This window comes from Kitasatospora sp. NPDC058063, from assembly GCF_042885395.1.
Taxonomy (GTDB): Bacteria; Actinomycetota; Actinomycetes; order Streptomycetales; family Streptomycetaceae; genus Kitasatospora; species Kitasatospora lactacystinica.
The window spans coordinates 1-17,827 of sequence record NZ_JBHVSD010000018.1; the positions used below are offsets into that span (position 1 = coordinate 1).

17 protein-coding genes are annotated in these 17,827 nt (G+C 73.3%); all 17 read right to left on the bottom strand.

Annotated features, from left to right (window positions below; all coding sequences use genetic code 11):
* Positions 1 to 3,060: amino acid adenylation domain-containing protein (locus tag ACFVUY_RS27725; protein ID WP_387734335.1), on the bottom strand; the 3,060-nt coding region annotated here is incomplete at its 3' end.
* An 81-nt stretch (positions 3,061 to 3,141) separates the two neighbouring features.
* Entirely contained in the window at positions 3,142 to 7,065 is a 3,924-nt protein-coding gene (locus ACFVUY_RS27730; RefSeq protein ID WP_387688307.1) for an amino acid adenylation domain-containing protein, read from the bottom strand.
* Positions 7,066 to 7,380: 315 nt separating this feature from the next.
* Positions 7,381 to 7,593, bottom strand: a complete 213-nt coding sequence (locus tag ACFVUY_RS27735; RefSeq protein WP_363383325.1) for an MbtH family protein — start codon at positions 7,591 to 7,593, stop codon at positions 7,381 to 7,383.
* A gap of 50 nt (positions 7,594 to 7,643) precedes the next feature.
* Positions 7,644 to 8,279, bottom strand: coding sequence for a DsbA family protein (locus tag ACFVUY_RS27740; RefSeq protein WP_363383327.1), 636 nt, complete (start codon positions 8,277 to 8,279; stop codon positions 7,644 to 7,646).
* A gap of 29 nt (positions 8,280 to 8,308) precedes the next feature.
* Entirely contained in the window at positions 8,309 to 9,055 is a 747-nt protein-coding gene (fabG, locus tag ACFVUY_RS27745; protein WP_387688310.1) for a 3-oxoacyl-[acyl-carrier-protein] reductase, read from the bottom strand.
* A 29-nt stretch (positions 9,056 to 9,084) separates the two neighbouring features.
* A complete protein-coding gene (locus ACFVUY_RS27750; RefSeq protein WP_363383330.1) occupies positions 9,085 to 9,573 on the bottom strand; it encodes a beta-hydroxyacyl-ACP dehydratase in 489 nt (162 codons plus the stop codon).
* Positions 9,570 to 9,980: a hypothetical protein gene (locus ACFVUY_RS27755; protein ID WP_387734338.1), complete on the bottom strand. Its 411-nt coding sequence runs from the start codon at positions 9,978 to 9,980 to the stop codon at positions 9,570 to 9,572. Before ACFVUY_RS27755 ends, ACFVUY_RS27750 begins: the two co-directional genes overlap by 4 nt.
* Positions 9,980 to 10,240: an acyl carrier protein gene (locus tag ACFVUY_RS27760; RefSeq protein WP_387688314.1), complete on the bottom strand. Its 261-nt coding sequence runs from the start codon at positions 10,238 to 10,240 to the stop codon at positions 9,980 to 9,982. Before ACFVUY_RS27760 ends, ACFVUY_RS27755 begins: the two co-directional genes overlap by 1 nt.
* Before the next feature lie 61 nt (positions 10,241 to 10,301).
* Positions 10,302 to 11,405, bottom strand: a complete 1,104-nt coding sequence (locus ACFVUY_RS27765) for a beta-ketoacyl synthase N-terminal-like domain-containing protein (RefSeq protein WP_387734341.1) — start codon at positions 11,403 to 11,405, stop codon at positions 10,302 to 10,304.
* A gap of 76 nt (positions 11,406 to 11,481) precedes the next feature.
* Positions 11,482 to 11,895 carry a hypothetical protein gene (locus tag ACFVUY_RS27770; RefSeq protein ID WP_387688318.1) on the bottom strand — a complete coding sequence of 138 codons (414 nt, stop codon included), beginning with the start codon at positions 11,893 to 11,895 and terminating at the stop codon, positions 11,482 to 11,484.
* Positions 11,895 to 12,302: a hypothetical protein gene (locus ACFVUY_RS27775; RefSeq protein WP_387734343.1), complete on the bottom strand. Its 408-nt coding sequence runs from the start codon at positions 12,300 to 12,302 to the stop codon at positions 11,895 to 11,897. Before ACFVUY_RS27775 ends, ACFVUY_RS27770 begins: the two co-directional genes overlap by 1 nt.
* Positions 12,302 to 12,658 (bottom strand): hypothetical protein, encoded by a 357-nt coding sequence (locus ACFVUY_RS27780; protein WP_387688322.1) that lies wholly within the window; start codon positions 12,656 to 12,658, stop codon positions 12,302 to 12,304. Before ACFVUY_RS27780 ends, ACFVUY_RS27775 begins: the two co-directional genes overlap by 1 nt.
* Positions 12,655 to 13,626: a hypothetical protein gene (locus ACFVUY_RS27785; protein ID WP_387734346.1), complete on the bottom strand. Its 972-nt coding sequence runs from the start codon at positions 13,624 to 13,626 to the stop codon at positions 12,655 to 12,657. The genes ACFVUY_RS27780 and ACFVUY_RS27785 overlap by 4 nt, the downstream gene beginning before the upstream one ends.
* Positions 13,626 to 14,462 carry an alpha/beta fold hydrolase gene (locus ACFVUY_RS27790; RefSeq protein ID WP_387688326.1) on the bottom strand — a complete coding sequence of 279 codons (837 nt, stop codon included), beginning with the start codon at positions 14,460 to 14,462 and terminating at the stop codon, positions 13,626 to 13,628. The genes ACFVUY_RS27785 and ACFVUY_RS27790 overlap by 1 nt, the downstream gene beginning before the upstream one ends.
* Entirely contained in the window at positions 14,462 to 15,388 is a 927-nt protein-coding gene (locus ACFVUY_RS27795) for a beta-ketoacyl synthase N-terminal-like domain-containing protein (protein WP_387734349.1), read from the bottom strand. Before ACFVUY_RS27795 ends, ACFVUY_RS27790 begins: the two co-directional genes overlap by 1 nt.
* Positions 15,385 to 16,518: a beta-ketoacyl-[acyl-carrier-protein] synthase family protein gene (locus ACFVUY_RS27800; protein ID WP_387688748.1), complete on the bottom strand. Its 1,134-nt coding sequence runs from the start codon at positions 16,516 to 16,518 to the stop codon at positions 15,385 to 15,387. The genes ACFVUY_RS27795 and ACFVUY_RS27800 overlap by 4 nt, the downstream gene beginning before the upstream one ends.
* Positions 16,515 to 17,780 (bottom strand): beta-ketoacyl-[acyl-carrier-protein] synthase family protein, encoded by a 1,266-nt coding sequence (locus tag ACFVUY_RS27805; protein ID WP_387688330.1) that lies wholly within the window; start codon positions 17,778 to 17,780, stop codon positions 16,515 to 16,517. Before ACFVUY_RS27805 ends, ACFVUY_RS27800 begins: the two co-directional genes overlap by 4 nt.
* Positions 17,781 to 17,827 lie beyond the last annotated feature (47 nt).

Consider the following 17,827-nt stretch of genomic DNA (forward strand, 5'->3'; position numbering starts at 1 on the left):
CACGAACCGCTCGACGATCCGCTCCACCGTACCGTGGTCGAACAGGTCGGTCGCGTACTCGACCAGACCCTCGATCCCGCCCCCGGCCCGCTCGGTCAGCTCGAAGGCGAGGTCGAACTTCGCCACGCCCGCGTCCACCCGGTCCAGGCCGGCCTGGATCCCCGGGAGTTCGAAGCGGGCCTGCTGGTTGTTCTGCAGGACCAGCATCACCTGGAACAGCGGGTGCCGGGCCAGCGAACGGTCCGGGCTGACCGCGTCCACCAGCCGCTCGAACGGCACGTCCTGGTGCGCGAACGCCGCCAGGTCCGACTCCCGGACCCGGCCCAGCAGCTCGCGGAAGGTCGGGTCGCCCGACGCGTCCGTCCGCAGCACCACCGTGTTCACGAAGAAGCCGACCAGCTCGTCCAGCGCCTCGTCGGAGCGGCCCGCGACGGCGCCGCCGATCGGCAGGTCCTCCCCCGCCCCCAGCCGGTTCAGCAGCGTGGCCAGACCGGCCTGCACCACCATGAACAGCGTCGACCGCTCCGTGCGCGCCAGCGCCAGCAGGCCCTGGTGCACCTCGGCCGGCACGGCGAACGGCACGTTGCCGCCCCGGTAGGTCGCCACCGCCGGACGCGGCCGGTCCGTCGGGAGTTCCACCTGCTCGGGGGCGCCAGCCAGTTCACTCTTCCAGAACTCCAGCTGCCGGGCGATCACGCTCTCCGGGTCGCCCTCCTCACCGAGCAGCTCGCGCTGCCAGAGGGTGAAGTCGGCGTACTGGACGGGCAGCGGCGCCCACTGCGGGGCCGTGCCGTTCAGGCGGGCCCCGTACGCCGCCGCGAGGTCCGCACCCAGCGGTGCCAGCGACCAGCCGTCCGCGGCGATGTGGTGGATGGTCAGCAGCAGCACGTGGTCGGTCTCGCCGATCGCGAACAGCCGCGCGCGCACCGGGATTTCAGTCTCCAGCTCGAAGCCGACCCCGGCGGCCGCCGACAGCGCCCCCGTCAGCTCCGCCTCGGCGGTCTCCTCGACCGTGAACTCCGGCGCCACGCCCTCCAGCACCCGCTGGTACGGCACGCCCCCGTCCTCGGGGAACACCGTGCGCAGGCTCTCGTGCCGCCCGACCACGTCCGCCAGCGCCTGCGCCAGCGCGGCCCGGTCCAGCGCGCCCGAGAGCCGCAGCGCGTACGGCAGGTTGTAGGTGGCGCTCGGCCCCTCCAGCCGGTGCAGGAACCAGAGCCGCCGCTGCGCGTACGACAGCTGTACCCGCTCCGGCCGGGCGGCCAGGGCCTCGACCGCCGGGCGGGCGGTGCCCGCGTCGGCGAGCCGCGCGGCCAGGGCCACGACGGTGGGCGCCTCGAAGACCGTACGGACGGCGAGTTCGACGCCGAGCGCCGCCCGGACGCGGCCGACCAGGCGGGTGGCGAGCAGCGAGTGCCCGCCGAACTTGAAGAAGTCGTCGTCGATGCCGAGGTCCGGCACGCCGAGCAGGTCCGCGAACATCGCGCAGAGCAGTTCCTCGTGCGGCGTCCGGGGCCGCCGGGCCGTCCGGGCGGCGCCGAAGTCGGGCGCGGGCAGGGCCTTGCGGTCCAGCTTGCCGTTCGGGGTGATCGGGAACGCGTCCATCCCGACGAACGCCGCCGGAATCATGTGGTCCGGGAGCAACTCACCGATGTACGAACGCAGTTCTGCTTCCTCCGGCAGCTCGTCGCCGACCGGGGGGATCAGATGGGCGACGAGCATCTTGTCGCCGTGCCGGTCCTCCCGGGCCACCACGGCGGCCTGGGCGACGGACTCGTGCCGGGCCAGCACCGACTCGATCTCGCCGAGCTCGATCCGGAAGCCGCGGATCTTCACCTGGTCGTCGACCCGGCCGAGGTAGTGCAGCAGGCCGTCCGCGTCCTGGCGCACCAGGTCGCCGGTGCGGTACATCCGCGTGCCGGCCGGGCCGTACGGGTCCGCGAGGAAGCGCTCGGAGGTCAGACCGGGGCGGCCCAGGTAGCCGCGCGCCAGGCCGTCGCCCGCGAGGTACAGCTCGCCGGTCTCGCCGTCGCGGACGGGCCGCAGCGCGGCGTCCAGCACCCGCACCCAGGTGTTGCGGATCGGCCGCCCGATGGCCGGCCGGCCGCCGCCGACGGTCACCTCGGCGGTGGTGGACCAGATGCTGGTCTCGGTCGGCCCGTAGACGTTGGTGACGCGGTCGCCGAGCCCGGCCATGGCGTCGGCGAGCGCGGGCGACAGCGCCTCGCCGCCGACCATCATCTGCAACCCCCGCAGGGAGTCCGGCTGTTCGGCGGCCATGGCCTGGAAGAGCGCGGGGGTGGCCTGAAGGTGGGTCACGCCGGCGCCGGCGATCAACTCGGCCAGCCGGGCCGGGTCGCGAACGGTCTCGCGCGACGCGATCACCACGCCGGCGCCGGCCAGCAGCGGCAGGTAGTGCTCCAGTTCGGCGATGTCGAAGGCGATGGTGGTGACGGCGGCCATCCGGTCCGTCTCGGCCATCGGGAAGAGCTCGGCCATCCCGAGCAGGAGGTTGAGCAGCCCGGAGCGCTGGATCACCACACCCTTCGGCCGCCCGGTGGAGCCCGAGGTGTAGATCGCGTACGCCGGGTTGGCGGGGTGCAGCTTCCTCCCGGTCAGCGGACCGGAGGGCAGCTCCTCGGCGGCGGCCAGTGCCTCGTCGAGGTACAGCACGGGCGCACCCGCGTCCGGCATCCCGAACTGACGATCCGTCAACACAATTGCGGGCGAGGATTCCTGGAGGATGTAGCTGACCCGGTCCGCCGGGTAGTCCGGGTCCAGCGGCACGTACGCGGCGCCGGTCTTGAGCACGGCGAGCAGCACGACCATCTGGTCCACCGTGCGGGGCAGCGCCACCGCGACGAACCGCTCGGGACCGACCCCGTGCCGCACCAGCAACCGGGCGAGCCGGTTGGTCCGGGCGTCCAGCTCGGCGTGGGTCAGCTGCCGCCCGCCGCTGAGCACGGCGACGGCGTCCGGGGTGCGCGCCGCCTGGGCCGCGATCAGGTCGGTGATGTCGGCGGCGGGCAGGGGCACCCGGGCGTTCCCGGTTTCGGACATGGTTTATCCACCCTCGAACGGTTCGGTGTTGCGTCAGGAGGAGCTGCGGGCACGGCCCGGGCCAACGGGCCGGGGCCGAGGTCAGAGACCCCGGGCCTCGAGGGCGCGCAGCTCGTCGGCGAGGATCCGGCCGATCTCGGCGAGCGCACCGGGCTTCATCAGGTCGTTGTGGTTGCGCTCCAGGTAGTACGGGGTGATCCGCCCGGCCACGTACGGGCTCCAGGTGTCCGGGGTGGGCGAGATGTCGACCTTGTCGCGCGAGGCGACGATCACCACCGCGTCCCCGCCGTACCGCGCCGGCTCGAACTCGTGCACCAGCTCGCGGTTGTTGGCGTAGACCCGGCCGATCGCCTCGATGTGGTGCCGCTCCAGGCTGGCCAGCGAGCTGCCGAGCTTGCGCAGCAGCTCGACCACCTGGTCGAACTCCAGCGGCTTGCGGCCGAGTCGGCGCCGGTCGTAGCCGACCCAGCGCAGCAGGTCGGCCAGGATCTCCTGCTCGCCGAGCTCGGCCAGGGTCTGGCCGGGATAGGTGTCCAGGATGGCGAGCAGCCCGACCTGTTCGCCCTCGCGCTCCAGCTGGGAGGCGATCACGTGGGCCGCGATGCCGCCGGAGGAGTAGCCGAGCAGGTGGTACGGCCCGGTCGGCTGGACCTTGCGGATCTGCCGCAGGTAGTCCTGCGCCATCTCCTCGAAGCTGCCCGGCAGTTCGCCGCCGCCGTCGAGGCCGCGCGCCTGCAGGCCGTAGACCGGGTGCCCGGCGCCGAGGTGCTTGATCAGCCCGGCGTAGCACCAGCTGAGCCCGCCGGCCGGGTGCACGCAGAACAGCGCGGGGCGTTCGCCGTACGGCCGCAGCGGCAGCAGGACGTCGAGCGGGTCCTCGCTGCGGCTGTCGTCGTCGAGCCGTGCGCCGTACAGCGCCGGGGTGGGGGCCTCGAAGAGGCTGCGGATCGTGAGCTGGACGCCGAAGGTCTCGCGGACGCGGTTGATCAGGCGGGTGGCGAGCAGGGAGTGTCCGCCGAGGTCGAAGAAGTTGTCGTCGACGCCGATCCGGGGCAGGCCGAGCACTTCGGCGAACAGCTCGCAGACGATCTCCTCGCGCGGGGTGCGCGGGCCGCGCGAGGAGACGGCGGCGGCGAGGTCGGGTGCGGGCAGGGCCTTGCGGTCGAGCTTGCCGTTGGGGGTGACGGGCAGCCGGTCGAGGGTGACGAGGGCGGCGGGCACCTGGTGGTCGGGCAGCCGGGCGGCCAGGTGGGCGCGGACCTCGGCGTGGTCGGGGGCGGTGCCGGGGACGGGCACCAGGTAGCCGACCAGCCGGCGGTCACCGGGGCGGTCCTCGCGGGCCAGTACGGCGACCGCCGCGAGCTGCGGGTGCTGGGCCAGCACGGCCTCGATCTCGCCGAGTTCGATCCGGAAGCCGCGGATCTTCACCTGGTCGTCGGTGCGGCCGAGGTAGCGCAGCGCGCCGTCCTCGCCCCAGCTCGCGAGGTCGCCGGTGCGGTACATCCGGGAGCAGGGCGGGCCGTACGGGTCGGCGACGAAGCGCTCGGCGGTCAGGCCCTGACGGTCGAGGTAGCCACGGGCCAGCTGGACACCGGCCAGGTACAGCTCGCCGGGCGCGCCGGGGGCTGCCGGGCGCAGGCCGGCGTCCAGGACGTAGACGCGGGTGTTCCAGACCGGACGGCCGATCGGCACCGGGCCGGGACGGTCGGCGCACGGCCAGGCCGTGACGTCGACGGAGGCTTCGGTGGGGCCGTACAGGTTGTGCAGTTCGGTGCCGGGGAGCAGGCCCAGGAGCCGGCGCTGGGTCTCCTCGGGCAGCGCCTCGCCACTGGTGATCACCCGGCGCAGGCCGGTGCACCGGGCTGCGGCCGGCTCCTGGAGGAAGACCTGGAGCATGGACGGCACGAAGTGCGCGGTGGTGACGCCCTGCTCACGGATCAGCTCGGCGAGGTAGGCCGGGTCCTTGTGGCCCTCGGGCCGGGCCAGCACCAGGGTGGCGCCCTGGATCAGCGGCCAGAAGAACTCCCAGACGGAGACATCGAAGCCGGACGGGGTCTTCTGCAGCACCCGGTCGTCGGCGCGCAGCCCGTACGCGTCCTGCATCCAGAGCAGTCGGTTGACGATGCCCCGGTGCGGGACCAGGACCCCCTTGGGGCGGCCGGTGGAGCCGGAGGTGTAGATGACGTACGCCGGGTGGTCCGGGTGCCGGCGGACGGCCGGCGGCCCGGCGGGGCACTCGGCGAGCCGCGGGGCAAGGCCGGGGTCGTCCAGCAGCAGGTGCGGGACGGGAAGGTCGGCCGGGAGCCGGTCGTGGACGGCCGTGGTGGTGAGCAGCAGGGTGGGCCGGGCGTCCGTCAGCAGCAGGTTGATCCGCTCGGCGGGGTAGTCCGGGTCGACGGGCAGGTAGGCGGCGCCGGTCTTGAGCACGGCGAGCAACGCGACGACCAGCTCCTCGGAGCGGGGCACGGCGAGGGCGACCCGCCGCTCGGGACCGGCGCCGCGCCCGGCCAGCAGGTGGGCGAGCCGGTCGGCACGTTCGTGCAGTTCGCGGTAGCTGAGGGTGCGGCCCTCGAAGGCGAGCGCGACGGCCTCGGGGCAGGCGGCGGCCCGGTCGGCCAGCAGGTCGGTCAGGGTGGCCGGCGGGACGTCGTGGGCGGTGTCGTTGTGGGTGTCGAGGACGAGCTCGCGCTCGGCGGCGCCGAGCAGGTCGGTGCGGCCGACCGGCTGCTCCGGACCGGTGGCGGCAAGGTTGGCCAGGAAGCCGAGGAAGCGGTCCTGGTGGGCGGCGAGTTCGGCCTCGGTGTACAGCTCGGGGTTGGCGTCGAAGTCGACTTGGAGGCCGCGGCCGTCCGAGCGGTCGTAGACGATCATCGAGAGGTCGTCGGAGGGGCCGATCGACAGGTTGTGCACGACGGCTCGGTGCGGCCCGAAGCACAGGTCGTAGTCGAACATCATGATGTTGATCTCGGGCCCGGTGAGCCGCTGGTCGTCGGCGAGCAGCCGGCGGTCGCGGCGCAGGTCCTCGTAGCGGTAACGCTGGTGCTTGAGCGCGCCGCGCAGTTCGGCGCTGACCTGCCGCAGGGCCTCGGCGTGGGTGGTGGCGGGGTCGATCACGATCCGCACCGGCACGACGTTGGAGACCATGCCGGGCAGGGTGCGGGCGGCCCGGCCGAGCCGGGTGGCGACCGGCAGGCCGAGCACCACCTCGGCGGCACCGGTGGCGCGCTGGAGGTAGAGAGCGGCGGCGGTGGCGACGACGGCGGGCCAGGTGGCTCCGGCCTCGCGGGCGGTGTCGCGCAGCGCGTCCAGGTGCTCGGCGGGCAGGAAGGCGGTGCGGCGCACCAGTCCGTGCGCAAGGACGGGCTTGCGCGCGGCCAGGCCGGCCGGCTCCGGGCAGTCGGCGAGCTTGTCGGCCCACCAGTCGCGGTCCTCGGTGAACAGCGCGGAGGCCCGGTACTCCTGGTCGGCGGCGACCAGGTCGGCCAGCGGGCCGAACGGGTTCGCCGGGCAGGGCTCACCGGTGGCGAGCGCGGTGTAGACCTCCGCGGCGCGCCGGGCGAGCAGGGCGACGGTGAAACCGTCCACCACCACGTGGTGGTAGCAGTAGAACCACAGGTGCCGTTCGGCGGCGACCTTCAGCAGTTCGAAACGGAACAGCGGGTCGCGGCCGGGATCGACGGGGACGGCCATGGCCTGGCGCATCCGGGCGAGGGCGGCGGCCTCGGGATCCGGCTCGCCGGTGAGGTCGACGACCTCCAGCACCCGGCCGGGCACCGGCCCGACCGTCTGCCACAGCTGCTCGCCGTCCTGCTCGATCCGCACCCGCAGGGTCTCGGCCTCGGTGACCACCTGCCGCAGCGCGGTCTCCAGCAGCGCCGCGTCGACGCCGCCCCGGATCTCCAGGTATTCGGCGGCGTTGAAGACCGGATTGTCGGGGTCCAGTTGCTGGGCGAACCAAATTCCCGCCTGAGCGGCTGTCAGGGCTGTCCTGTCTCCGCCGAACATGCTTTTCGTTCCACCCCTGGCCGTCGTTTCGAGCGGGATCGAACCGCTGTCGCGGAATCCCGGAAATCGAATTCTTGGGAGATTCGTCATCGGCCCCGGGACGGCCCGGCAATGTCTCGCAGGAAGCCGACAGGTCCGTTCGGGGCAGCTACGGACCACTGTGGCACTCACCGAGGGGGGGTCACAATCCTCGGTGCATCAAGCTGCCAACGGGGGGCCGCACGGCCCCCGGCGCGCGTCCGGATCCGGCATTCCCATGCACGACGACGCCCGGCCCGCGCGAAATGCACGGGCCGGGCACGAGTTCGCCGGGGATCATTCCCCCATCGCCGTGACCAGGCTGCGGGGGCGCATGTCGATCCAGTTCTCGTTGACGTAGTCCAGGCACTCCTGCCGGCCCGCCTGACCGTGCACGACCGTCCAGCCGGCCGGCACCTCGGCGAAGACCGGCCACAGCGAGTGCTGGTTCTCCTCGTTGACGAGGACGTAGTAGGAGGCGCTGTCGTCCTCGAAGGGGTTGGTGGCCATGGTGTCGGGTTCCTCTTCCGTTGATGCGGGCTGGTGGTGGTGCGGTGCGGTCAGGCGGTGACGCCGGTGGCGGTGCGGGCCCGCACCGAGGCGACGAAGCCGGGCAGCCGGTCCACACCCCAGAACTTCTCGAAGCCGTCGATGAAGTACGGCACGCCGAAGACGCCGTCGCGGTGCACCGCGGCCAGCGCGGTCAGGCCGCGCTCGCGGACGGCCGGGTCGGCGCTCGCGCCGCCGAGCAGGTCGGGGTCGAGGCCGAGCTCGGGGCCGAGGGCGGCGATCACGGCAGGGTCGGAGATGTCCAGGCCGTCCTGCCAGCGGGCGCGGTAGACCCGGTCGATGAACTCCCGGCCCCGGCCGTGCTCCTCGGCCACCAGGTAGGCCAGGTGGGAGACCTCCCAGCGGGGTTCGCGGTCCACCGGCCAGACCATCTCCAGCTCGCGCTCACGGGCGAGCCGCCGGACGTCCTGAAGGATGTACAGGTGCTTCTCCCGGGACATCGGGACGTACGGCAGCCGCACGCCGCTGTGTTCCAGGTGCTCGTGGTGCTGCTCGTCCGGCTCCCAGAACGGCAGCCACTGGACCGCCTCGGCGACGTCCGGGTAGCGCCCGATCAGGTCGCGGTAGGCCATCCAGGAGTACGGGCTGCGGAACGAGAAGTACCAGCGCGGCGGTTTGCGCGCCATGGTGCCGCCTCTCTCGGTGGTTCGGCTGGTCAGATGGTGATGCCGCCGTCGATCTGCAGCACGGCGCCGGTGACGTACTGCGCTCGGTCCGAGACCAGGTAGCCGACCAGGTCGGCGACCTCCTCGGCCCGGCCCATCCGCTTGAGCGGGATGGACGCCATGACGTCCTTGAGTGCCCGGCCCTCGATGGCCGCCGTCATGTCGGTCTCGATGAAGCCCGGCGCGACGGTGTTGACCCGGATCCCGTACCGGCCGGTCTCCTTGGCCAGCGCGCGGGAGAAGCCGATGATCCCGGCCTTGGACGCCGAGTAGTTGGACTGGGTGGCGTGCCCGTACACCCCGGCGACCGAGGAGATGTTCACGATGGCGCCGGACTTGCGCTTCATCATGCCGAACACCACGGCGCGGCAGACGTGGTAGACGCCACCCAGGTTGGTGTCGATGACCTCCTGCCACTGCTCGTCGGTCATCAGCACCAGGGGGTTGTCCCGGGTGATGCCGGCCGCGGTGACCAGCGCGTCGACCGGGCCGAGGTTCTCCTCGACCTCGGCGACCAGCTCGCGCACCGGGGCGGCGGCGGTCACGTCCGTCTTCCGGGCCAGCACCCGGACGCCGGTCTGCGCGGCCTCCTCCTCCAGCCGGCGCGCGGCCTCCTCGTCGGCCCGGTAGCAGAACGCCACGTCGAAGCCGTCCCGGGCCAGCGCCAGCACGGTGGCGCGGCCGATCCCGCGCGATCCCCCGGTGACCAGCGCCACCCGCGAGGTGTTCTCCTCCATCGCTCCTCCATCGGTGTCGTGGGTCGACTTCACGCCTCTGCCCCCGGGTTCGGGCGCAGCACCTCGGCCGGGCGCATCGCGACCACCACGGAGCCCACGGTCAGAACCGGCCGGCCGGCGACCAGGCTCTCGCCCTCGAAGATCACGGTGTCGCCGACCGCGCGGGAGATCCGCACCCGGTGCTCCAGGACGTCCCCAGGCAGCACCGGGTGGTGGAAGACCACCCCGGACATGCTGCCGAACAGCATCACCTGCCCGGTGAGCACGTCGGGGTTGGGGTCGTCCCAGGTGGCGAGCAGCCCGGCGCTCTGGCACCAGGACTCGACCAGCAGCGACTGCGGGTAGCCGAAGCCTTCCTCGGGGGTGTCCGGGCCGAGCTCGGCGTACCAGGGCTCGTTGCAGGTCACCGCCTTGACCGCGGTGAGGTGCCGGCCGGGTTCGAGCTCGAGCACCCGGTCGACCAGCAGCATCGGGAAGCGGTGCGGCAGCCGGGCGCGGATCTGCGCCTGTCCGGTCATCGGGTCACCTCGCCGGTGTAGCGCAGCCGCAGCTTGGCGGCGTCACCGCGGGGCGAGCGGATCACCGCGCGGCACTGCCGGCCGCCGTCCTTCTCGCGCCAGTCGAGCTCGACGCCGAGGACGTCGCCGGGGTAGACCGGGCCGATGAACCGGGTCGACTCCACCTCGGCGAGCTCGGGTACCGGGTCCGTGTCGGCGGCGGTGGCGAGCACCGCGGCGTGGGTGAGATCGAGCAGGCAGACCCCGGGGAAGATCGGGAAGCCCGGGTAGTGGCCGGGCAGCACCGGCTCCCCGGCCGCGACGGTGAACCGGACGGCGGCGCGCGGCCAGTCCGCCGCGACCACCTCGACCGGACCGGCCAGCGGTGTGGCCCGCGCCGGCACCGGGCGTGCGGTGGCGAGCACCATCAGCTCGCCCGCACCTTCGCCAGCAGCAGTTCGTACGCCTTGGCGAGGCAGGTGAACTGCTTCAGCTCGGTCTCGGGGATCTTCACGCCGTACTTCTTCTCCAGCACCACGACGACCTCCAGGGCCATCAGCGAGTCGACCTCCAGGTCGTCCATGAAGTCGGCGTCGTCGGTGAGTTCGTCCACCTCGATGTCGAGGACCTTCGCGACCACCTCGCGCAGCTCCTCCAGGTCCAGCACAGCGAGCGGTGCGCTCGTCATCGGTCGGCCCTCTTTCTTTCCGTTGATGCGTTGTTGGCGTTCGTTCGGCTGACGGGAATCGTCAGCGCAGGCCCAGCACGGCGCAGCCGACCGACCCGGCGCGGTCCACCGAGGTGATCAGGCCGATCTGCCCGGCCGCGGCGCCCGCCCGGTCCTCGGCGTACGCGAGCAGCGCGGCTGCCTGGAAGGCGGCGGCGGCCGCGCCGGTGTCGCCGATCAGCTCGGCCGGGGTGAGGTCGACGGCATCCGCGCCGCCCAGCACCTCGTGCAGAGCGGCGCGCTCCGCGTCGCCCTCCGGCCCGGGGGCCCCGGAACGGGCGACCACGGCCACCCGGCCGGGCTCGATCCCGGCCTGGTCCAGCGCCCGGCGCAGCGTCCGGGCCAGCGCGGGCCGGACGTCGCCATTCAGGGCCACGCCGAGTTCGACGGCCAGCACCTCGGCCAGCACCGGCTGTTCGGCGCCCTCGTCGGCCGGCGGTTCGACGAGCAGGACGGCGCAGCCCTCGCCGAGCGCGGCCGCGCCGGCGCCCTCGGCGGCGTGGTGCTCCAGCCAGGCGCGGGCCGCGGAGAACTCCTCGGCCGCGCCGCACAACACGGTCTGCGCCCGCCCGGCGCCGAGCAGGCGGCGGGAGTAGCTGAGTGCGTGCAGGCCGGCCACCCGGCCGCCGGCGATGGTCGCGTTGGGGCCCTTGAGCTGGTACCAGATGGCACACTGGCCGGCGGCGCAGTTCATCACGGTGTTGGGGAACTTGGCCGGGTCGACGAAGAACGGCATCTCGCCGGTGAAGGAGTCCCGGGTGAAGTCCATCATGCTCTGGGCGCTGCCGGTGGTGGTGCCGAGGGCGAGCGCGGCGCGCTCGCCGGTGCCGACCGCGCGGTTGCGCCCGCCGTCGTCGAGCAGCGCGCCGACCGCGGTGACGGCGAGGCCGGTGACCCGGTCCATCGACCGGGTGCCCTTGCGGCCGAGCACGGTGCGCGGGTCGAAGCCGGGGACGACGCAGGCGGTGCCGTCGGAGGTCCGGGCGAGTTCCGGTGCCAGGGCGGTCGCGGTGGCGCGCCGTTCGCGCAGGCCCTGGGCGAAGGCGGCCCGGCCGATCCCGAACGGCGACACCGCCGACCAGGCGGTGATGACCGGGCGTCGCGCGCCGGTCCGGGTGCTAGTCATACCCGCTCCGACTCCTTTCGGTTTGGTTCAGTGCGGTTTCGGTGGGGTGAGCGGGGCCCGCGCTCGGGCCCCGCGCTCACAGGAAGCAGACCATCCGGTACTCCGGCCAGCGCAGGGCGAGTTCGCCGTCCGCCGCGATCCGCACGCCGTCCAACAGCACGCCGTCCAGCGGGCCGGTGAAGCCGAAGGCGGCCAGCGCCGACTCCTCGACCCAGACCCGTACCCCGGCCTCGATGAGCGTGCGCAGGCCGCTCCGCGGGTCGGCGAGGGTGGTGACGGTGGTGTCGCCGAGCCGCAGCTCCGGCAGCGGCCGGGCCCGCACCGCATGGGTGGCCGCCTGGCCGCGCAACAGCACGTCCAGGCCGCCGAGTTGGCGGTTCAGTTCGGTGGCGAGGTAGAGCGCGTCGAAGAACTGCTTCTCCAGCGCGCCCCGGTGGGCGCGTTCGACGACGGCCAGGGTCCGACCCTCGGCCGATGACTGACTGTCCATCAGATCACTCCGACCATCACGGTCTTGTCGGCCGCCGCCACGTTCGCGGCGTAGCCGGCCGGGGGCCTGAGGACGACTTCGGGCAGGTGGTCGACGGCGCCCCGGTCGTCGCTGCAGAAACGGCAGCCGTACCAGTACAGCCGGTCCGGGTACGCGCGGAGCATGCTCCGGACCAGCCCCACCGTGCTGGGGTACGAGGTGTTCCAGTCGGCGAGGTTGCGCGGCTTGTCCTCGCCCAGGCCCTGCTGGGTGAGCAGGGTCGCGTAGCCGCAGGTCCAGATCTGGACGCTGGCTCCGCGCTCCAGCACGGCCTGGGCGAGGCGCAGCACGGTGGTGACCTTGTCGTCCGTGTGCGGGGTGCCCATCAGGGTGATGAGCAGGTCGGTGGGCGGGATGCGGCGGGCCATCAGTGCCACACCACCTTGACGTCCGGGTCCAGCATCCACTCCGCCATCTCGCCCATCCCGGTGACCCGGACGGTCGGGCGCAGCGCGCGCCCGTCCAGGCCGCGCTGGGTGAGCGAGAAGTCGTCGGCGACCAGTCGGCCGCCGGCCCGCTGGAAGTCGTCCAGGGTGGCGTCGCTGCCCGGCAGGGCGAGCGCGACGCCGTCCTGGACGAGGAACATCAGAACGGGTCGGCCCGCCTCGGCCTGGGCGAGCGCGTCGCGGCGGAAGCCCGCCTCCTGCGGGGCGCTGTGGCCCTGGCTCTCGACCAGCAGGTACCACGGCGTGCCCGGCCCGACGGTGGCCCAGGCGTCGGTCACGACTCCCGCACCTCGCCGTTGATCGCGTCCACGACGCGCTGGTCGAAGTTGACCAGGCTCCAGTCACGGCGGTTCTCGATCACCGCGTAGCCGTGCACGATGCTGCCGGTCGCGGTCTTGACCAGCGCGCCGTCGCGCAGCACGTAGAAGTCCATCCGCGAGGTGTAGGTGAAATCCTTGAAGACGTCCTCGACGGAGTAGACGATGTAGAGGTCCTCCTCCATCAGCGCCTCGTCGAGGATGCGGATGTCGGAGCGCGGCACGACCGGGATCCACTTGCGGTCGTCCAGCAGGGTCTTGATGGAGATGCCGCGGTCGGCGACGAAGCGGTCCTTGCCCTCCTCCATCAGACGCAGGTAGCCGGACATCTGGATGCGCTCGGTGAAGTGGCAGTACGGGTACGGGATGTTCCACTTCCACGCGTAGGCGTTGCGGCCCTCGGTGAGCGCGGCCAGGATCTCCTCCTCGGCGGGCGCGGCGGCCGGCTCCTGCCGCTCCAGGTCGTCGCCGAGCTTGGCGACGGCGAAGCGGGCCAGCTGCTCCGGGACGTCGCCGGCGGCCTCCAGGTAGGTGTCGATCCGCAGCGAGACCCGGACCTTGGACGTGACGGCCTTGTGGACCTCGCCGTTCCGCTCGAAGCGGATGGTGACCTTGAAGCCGATCGTGCCGTCCTCGTCCTTGGTCCACGGCACGACCTCGGCCTCGGCCACATCGTCCATGTGGAAGGCGTGCAGGATGCGGGTGTCGATGGTGACCAGGTCCAGGCCGAGGCCGTACTCCTCGTACAGCGCGCGGGCCGGCAGGCCGGCCTGCCGGAAGTGGTCCAGCACGGCCTCCTCGACGAGGTAGTTGACGTGCTTGAAGCCGATCCAGGTGCAGATGTTGGACCCCTCGTAGCGGGGGCGGACCTGCGTGGTGCTGACGGTGGTCAGCAGCTCCTTGACGGCGGTGTCGGTCACGATGGTCATCAGTGGTGCTCCAGGACTGTCCGGGGGCCGGGCCCGTGCTGCGGGTCTCCGGCCGGGATCGAGTTGAGGAACTCCCGGATCTCGGCGGCGAATTCCTCGGGCCGCTCGATCATCGGGAAGTGCCCGGTGGGCAGGACGCGCAGCCGGGCGTCGGGCAGTGCGGCCGCCAGTGCCCGGGCCTCACCGGGCGGCGCGGCGAAGTCGCGCCCGCCGCCGAACACCAGGCACGGGACGGCGATCCGGCCGGTCTGCAGGCCGGGGGTGCCCAGGTAGAGGTCGAAGAACCGGAGCCAGCCGTACGGCCCGATCCGGTCGCGCACCCGGTGGGCCATGGCGCGCTGGATGTCCGCGCCGAGCCGGCCCCCCGAGTGGGCCCTGAGGCCTTCCTCCAGGATCAGGTGGAAGTCGTTCAGGTAGTAGCTGATGGTCGGCCAGTCGAAGTCCTCGGCCGAGCCCCGGTAGAACGGGGAGACCAGGACCAGGGCACGGATCCCGAAGCGGGTGAAGGGGTCCGTGCCCCGGCGGCTCTCCCGGTCGAGCAGGTCGAGCAGCACGTTGGCCGACATCGAGTGGGCGACGACGACCTCGGCGCCGCCCGGCACCAGCCGCAGCGCCTCGGCCAGCCAGTGGCCGAGCTCGGGGCCGCGCGCCCAGTCGTCCACGCCCTCGCCCCGCCAGGGGAGTTGGGCGGTCCAGAGTTCGTGGCCGGCCGCCAGCGGGCCGGCGCAGGTGTCCCAGACGCTGGCGTTGGCACCGAGGCCGTGCACCAGCAGGGTGCGCCGCCCGCTGCCCGCCAGCTTCCGGACCACGACGGGCGCGTTGCCGTCGGTGGGCATCAGGGCGTCCCGGGGGCCAGCAGCGCCAACCCGGCGCCGGCGTCGGCGTCGGCGCCGCCGGTCAGCGCGTACACCGGACCGCTGCCGCCGTCCTCGAACCAGCCGACGGCGGCCGCGCACTGCACCACGCCGAGCGCGCCGGAGGCCTCGCCGCAGTGCTCGGGCAGCCCGGCCCGGGGAACCCCGGGCAGCAGGGCGGCGTCGAGCCCGGCCGGTGCCTCGCAGCGGGCGGGCTCGCCCTCGGCGGCGAGCCGGTCCAGGACGTCCCGGACGGCGCCGGCGCGGGCGTAGCCGCCGAGCACCGCGCGGACGGTGCCGCCCCGCGCGTGGACGGCGTCCTCCCGCTCGAGCAGCAGGGCCGCGCCGCCGTCGATGCCGGGGCGGCCGCCAGTGAGCCGGCGGACCACCTCGTTGTCCGGTTCGACGCCGAGCACCAGCATCCGCTCCGCCCGGCCGGCCCGCAGCAGGGTGGCCGCCCAGTGCACGGCGTCCAGGCCGGAGGTCGGGCCGTTGCAAACCATCAGGTTGGGGCCGCGCAGCCCGTGCCGGATCGCCACCGAGGAGGCGATGACATTGCTGGAGGCGTTCGGCAGGTCCATCGGGCTGGTACCGGTGACGGTCTCCGCGCGGATGGTGTCCAGGGCGCGGGTGACGGTGTCCAGGTTGCCGAAGTTGGAGCTGGCGACCACGCCGGTGCCGGCCGCGGTGCCGTCCTCGCCGGTGAGCCCGGCGTCGGCCAGCACGAGGGCTGCCAGCGCGTACCCGAGTTGGGTGGCGCGGTCCTTGTAGCGCAGTCCCTTGCGGCCGACCAGGTCGGCCGGGACGACGGCGGGCGCGCCCTGCTCGGGGCCGGCCAGCAGCGCCCGCACGGAGTCCGCGCCGGGCAGCAGGACGGCGGCGCCGCTCACCACGACGGTCGCGCTCACCGGCCGGCCTCCACGATCGCGACGGCGTTGATCCCGCCGAAGCCGAAGGCGTTCAGCTGGGCCACCCGCAGCTCTTCGGTGGCGGCCTCGCCGATCACGAAGCGGAACTCCGCGGCCTCGTCCACCGGGTCCTCCAGTCCCACGGTCGGCGGGACCCGACCCTCGTTCAGGGCCCGCAGGCCGATGATCAGGTTGAGCAGACCGGACGCGCCGGAGGTGTGCCCGGTCATCGACTTGACGGCGGTGACCAGCGGCCGGCCGGCGTCCGCACCGAACACCTCGGCCAGCGCGGTCGCCTCGGCCTCGTCGTTGAGCAGGGTGCCGGTGCCGTGCGCCATCACCAGGTCGACGTCGGCGGGCCCGACCCCGGCGAGACGGTGGGCGGTGCGCATCGCCTCGGCGATGCCGGCCGCGTCGGGCGCGGTGACGTGGTAGGCGTCGCAGTTGACGGCCACGCCGCGCAGCCGGCCGTGCGCCGGGCGCCCGCCGTCCGTGCGGCGCAGCACCACGGCGCCGGCACCGTCTCCCATCAGCACCCCGGTGCGGTTGCGGTCGAAGGGCCGCACCCGGTCCGGCGGGGCCGGGTGGACGCGCTCCAGCAGGCCGTACATGCTCTCGGTGAGCACGTCCACGCCGGCCACCACGACGGTGTCCGCCCCGCCCTGCTCGAGCAGGTCGGAGCCGAGCGCGAGCGCGTACAGCGAGGCGGAGCAGGCGTTGGAGAAGGTGTGGGTGTGGTCGGCTCCGAACCGCTCGCGCAGCGCGGTGCCGAAGTGCAGCCCGGCGTCGGAGAACTTGGTGTCCTCGCGCCACCAGAGTTCGGCCGAGCGCAGTTCGCGCAGGCCGGTGCCGATCAGCACCGGCACGCCGCTCAGGTCCTCGTCGAGGCCCGCGTCCCGCACGGCCTCGGCGATCGCCGCGCTCAGCAGCTCGGTGGCCCGGCCCGGCTCGTCCTGCCCGGGCTCCGGGCGGTCGTCGACCTCGTAGGCGTACTGGGCGCGGAACCGGCTGCGGTCGAAGCCGCGCAGTTCGGCCCGGCCGGTGCGGCCCGCGCACAGGCTCTCGAAGAGCTCGTCGACGCCGCGGCCGGTGCTGGCCACCGCGCCCATGCCGGTGATGGCGTGGCTCAGCACGGGCTCTCCTCCTGTCCGTCGTACTTGCCGAGGAGCACCACCGCGTTGTTGCCCCCGAAGGCCAGGCCGTTGTTCTGGACGATCCGCAGGTCGGCCTCGACGGCCTCGTTGGGCACGCAGTCCACGTCGCACTCCGGGTCGGTGGTGACGTGGTTGATGGTCGGTGGGACGAAGCGGTTGGCGATAGCCAGCGCGCAGCCGATCGCGGCGAGCGCGCTGGCGGCGCCCATCGAGTGGCCGAGCATCGACTTCATCGAGACGGTGCGCGGCGCCTGCGCGCCGAACACCTCCCGGATGGCGGCGACCTCGGTGACGTCGTTGGCCTTGGTGCCGGTGCCGTGCGCGGAGATCAGGTCGACCTCCTCGCGCTTCACCCCGGCGTTCTCCAGGGCCAGTTCCATGCACCGGGCCAGGCTCGCCTGGTTCGGCGCGACCTGGTGGTACGCGTCGCAGTTGAGCCCGTAGCCGAGCACCTCGGCGTAGATCCGCGCCCCGCGGGCGAGCGCGGACTCCAGGCGCTCCAGGACGAGCACGCCCGCGCCCTCACCGGTGAGGATGCCCTTGCGGTCGACGTCGAAGGGCTGGCAGCGGTCCGGAGCGATGGTGCCCAGCCGGTAGAAGCCGGTGAAGGTCTTGCGGCACATCGCGTCGGCGCCGCCGCAGAAGGCGAACTCCGCCTCGCCGGAGCGCACCGCGTCGAAGCCGTTGCCGATCGCGTAGTTGCCCGCCCCGCAGGCGGTGGGGACGGTCACCGCCTCGACGTTCTCCAGGCCCAGTTCCTGGGCGACGGCGGCCGACAGGCGGCCGGCCGGCACCCGGCGGGCGGCCGCCGGGTCGATCTGTTCCGGGCCCGACTCCAGTTCGGCCTGGACGAGTTGGTCCAGGTCGTAGGACTCGCCGTCGGTGGTGCCGATGGAGATCAGCCCGCGCCGTTCGCGCAGTTCGCCCGCGTCCAGGCCGGCGTCCTCCAGCGCCATCCGGGCGGCGGCCACCGAGAACTGGGTGGCCCGGCCGAGCTGTTCGGCGTCGAGGCGGCGGACCCACTCCTTCGGGTCGAAGCCCACCACCTCGCAACCATTGGCGTGGGCGTACCCCTCGGTGTCGAACACCGTGATGGGCTTGGCCCCGCTCCGTCCTTCGCGCAGCCCCCGCAGGAACTCCGCCGCCCCCAGCCCGATGCTGGAGACCACACCGAGCCCGGTGAGGACCACCCGGTGCGGCCCTTCCCCCTCCGGGTCAACGCCGTTTTGTGCCGACATTCCGACCTCCCGATCCGCCTGACTGCTGGCCTGCCGCCCGTGCCCGC

Coding starts and splice junctions, on each gene's coding strand:
- ACFVUY_RS27730 (WP_387688307.1), bottom strand. CDS start 7,065: ATGTTCGGCGGAGACAGGACAGCCCTGACAGCCGCTCAGGCGGGAATT.
- ACFVUY_RS27735 (WP_363383325.1), bottom strand. CDS start 7,593: ATGGCCACCAACCCCTTCGAGGACGACAGCGCCTCCTACTACGTCCTC.
- ACFVUY_RS27740 (WP_363383327.1), bottom strand. CDS start 8,279: ATGGCGCGCAAACCGCCGCGCTGGTACTTCTCGTTCCGCAGCCCGTAC.
- fabG (WP_387688310.1), bottom strand. CDS start 9,055: ATGGAGGAGAACACCTCGCGGGTGGCGCTGGTCACCGGGGGATCGCGC.
- ACFVUY_RS27750 (WP_363383330.1), bottom strand. CDS start 9,573: ATGACCGGACAGGCGCAGATCCGCGCCCGGCTGCCGCACCGCTTCCCG.
- ACFVUY_RS27755 (WP_387734338.1), bottom strand. CDS start 9,980: ATGGTGCTCGCCACCGCACGCCCGGTGCCGGCGCGGGCCACACCGCTG.
- ACFVUY_RS27760 (WP_387688314.1), bottom strand. CDS start 10,240: ATGACGAGCGCACCGCTCGCTGTGCTGGACCTGGAGGAGCTGCGCGAG.
- ACFVUY_RS27765 (WP_387734341.1), bottom strand. CDS start 11,405: ATGACTAGCACCCGGACCGGCGCGCGACGCCCGGTCATCACCGCCTGG.
- ACFVUY_RS27770 (WP_387688318.1), bottom strand. CDS start 11,895: ATGGACAGTCAGTCATCGGCCGAGGGTCGGACCCTGGCCGTCGTCGAA.
- ACFVUY_RS27775 (WP_387734343.1), bottom strand. CDS start 12,302: ATGGCCCGCCGCATCCCGCCCACCGACCTGCTCATCACCCTGATGGGC.
- ACFVUY_RS27785 (WP_387734346.1), bottom strand. CDS start 13,626: ATGACCATCGTGACCGACACCGCCGTCAAGGAGCTGCTGACCACCGTC.
- ACFVUY_RS27790 (WP_387688326.1), bottom strand. CDS start 14,462: ATGCCCACCGACGGCAACGCGCCCGTCGTGGTCCGGAAGCTGGCGGGC.
- ACFVUY_RS27805 (WP_387688330.1), bottom strand. CDS start 17,780: ATGTCGGCACAAAACGGCGTTGACCCGGAGGGGGAAGGGCCGCACCGG.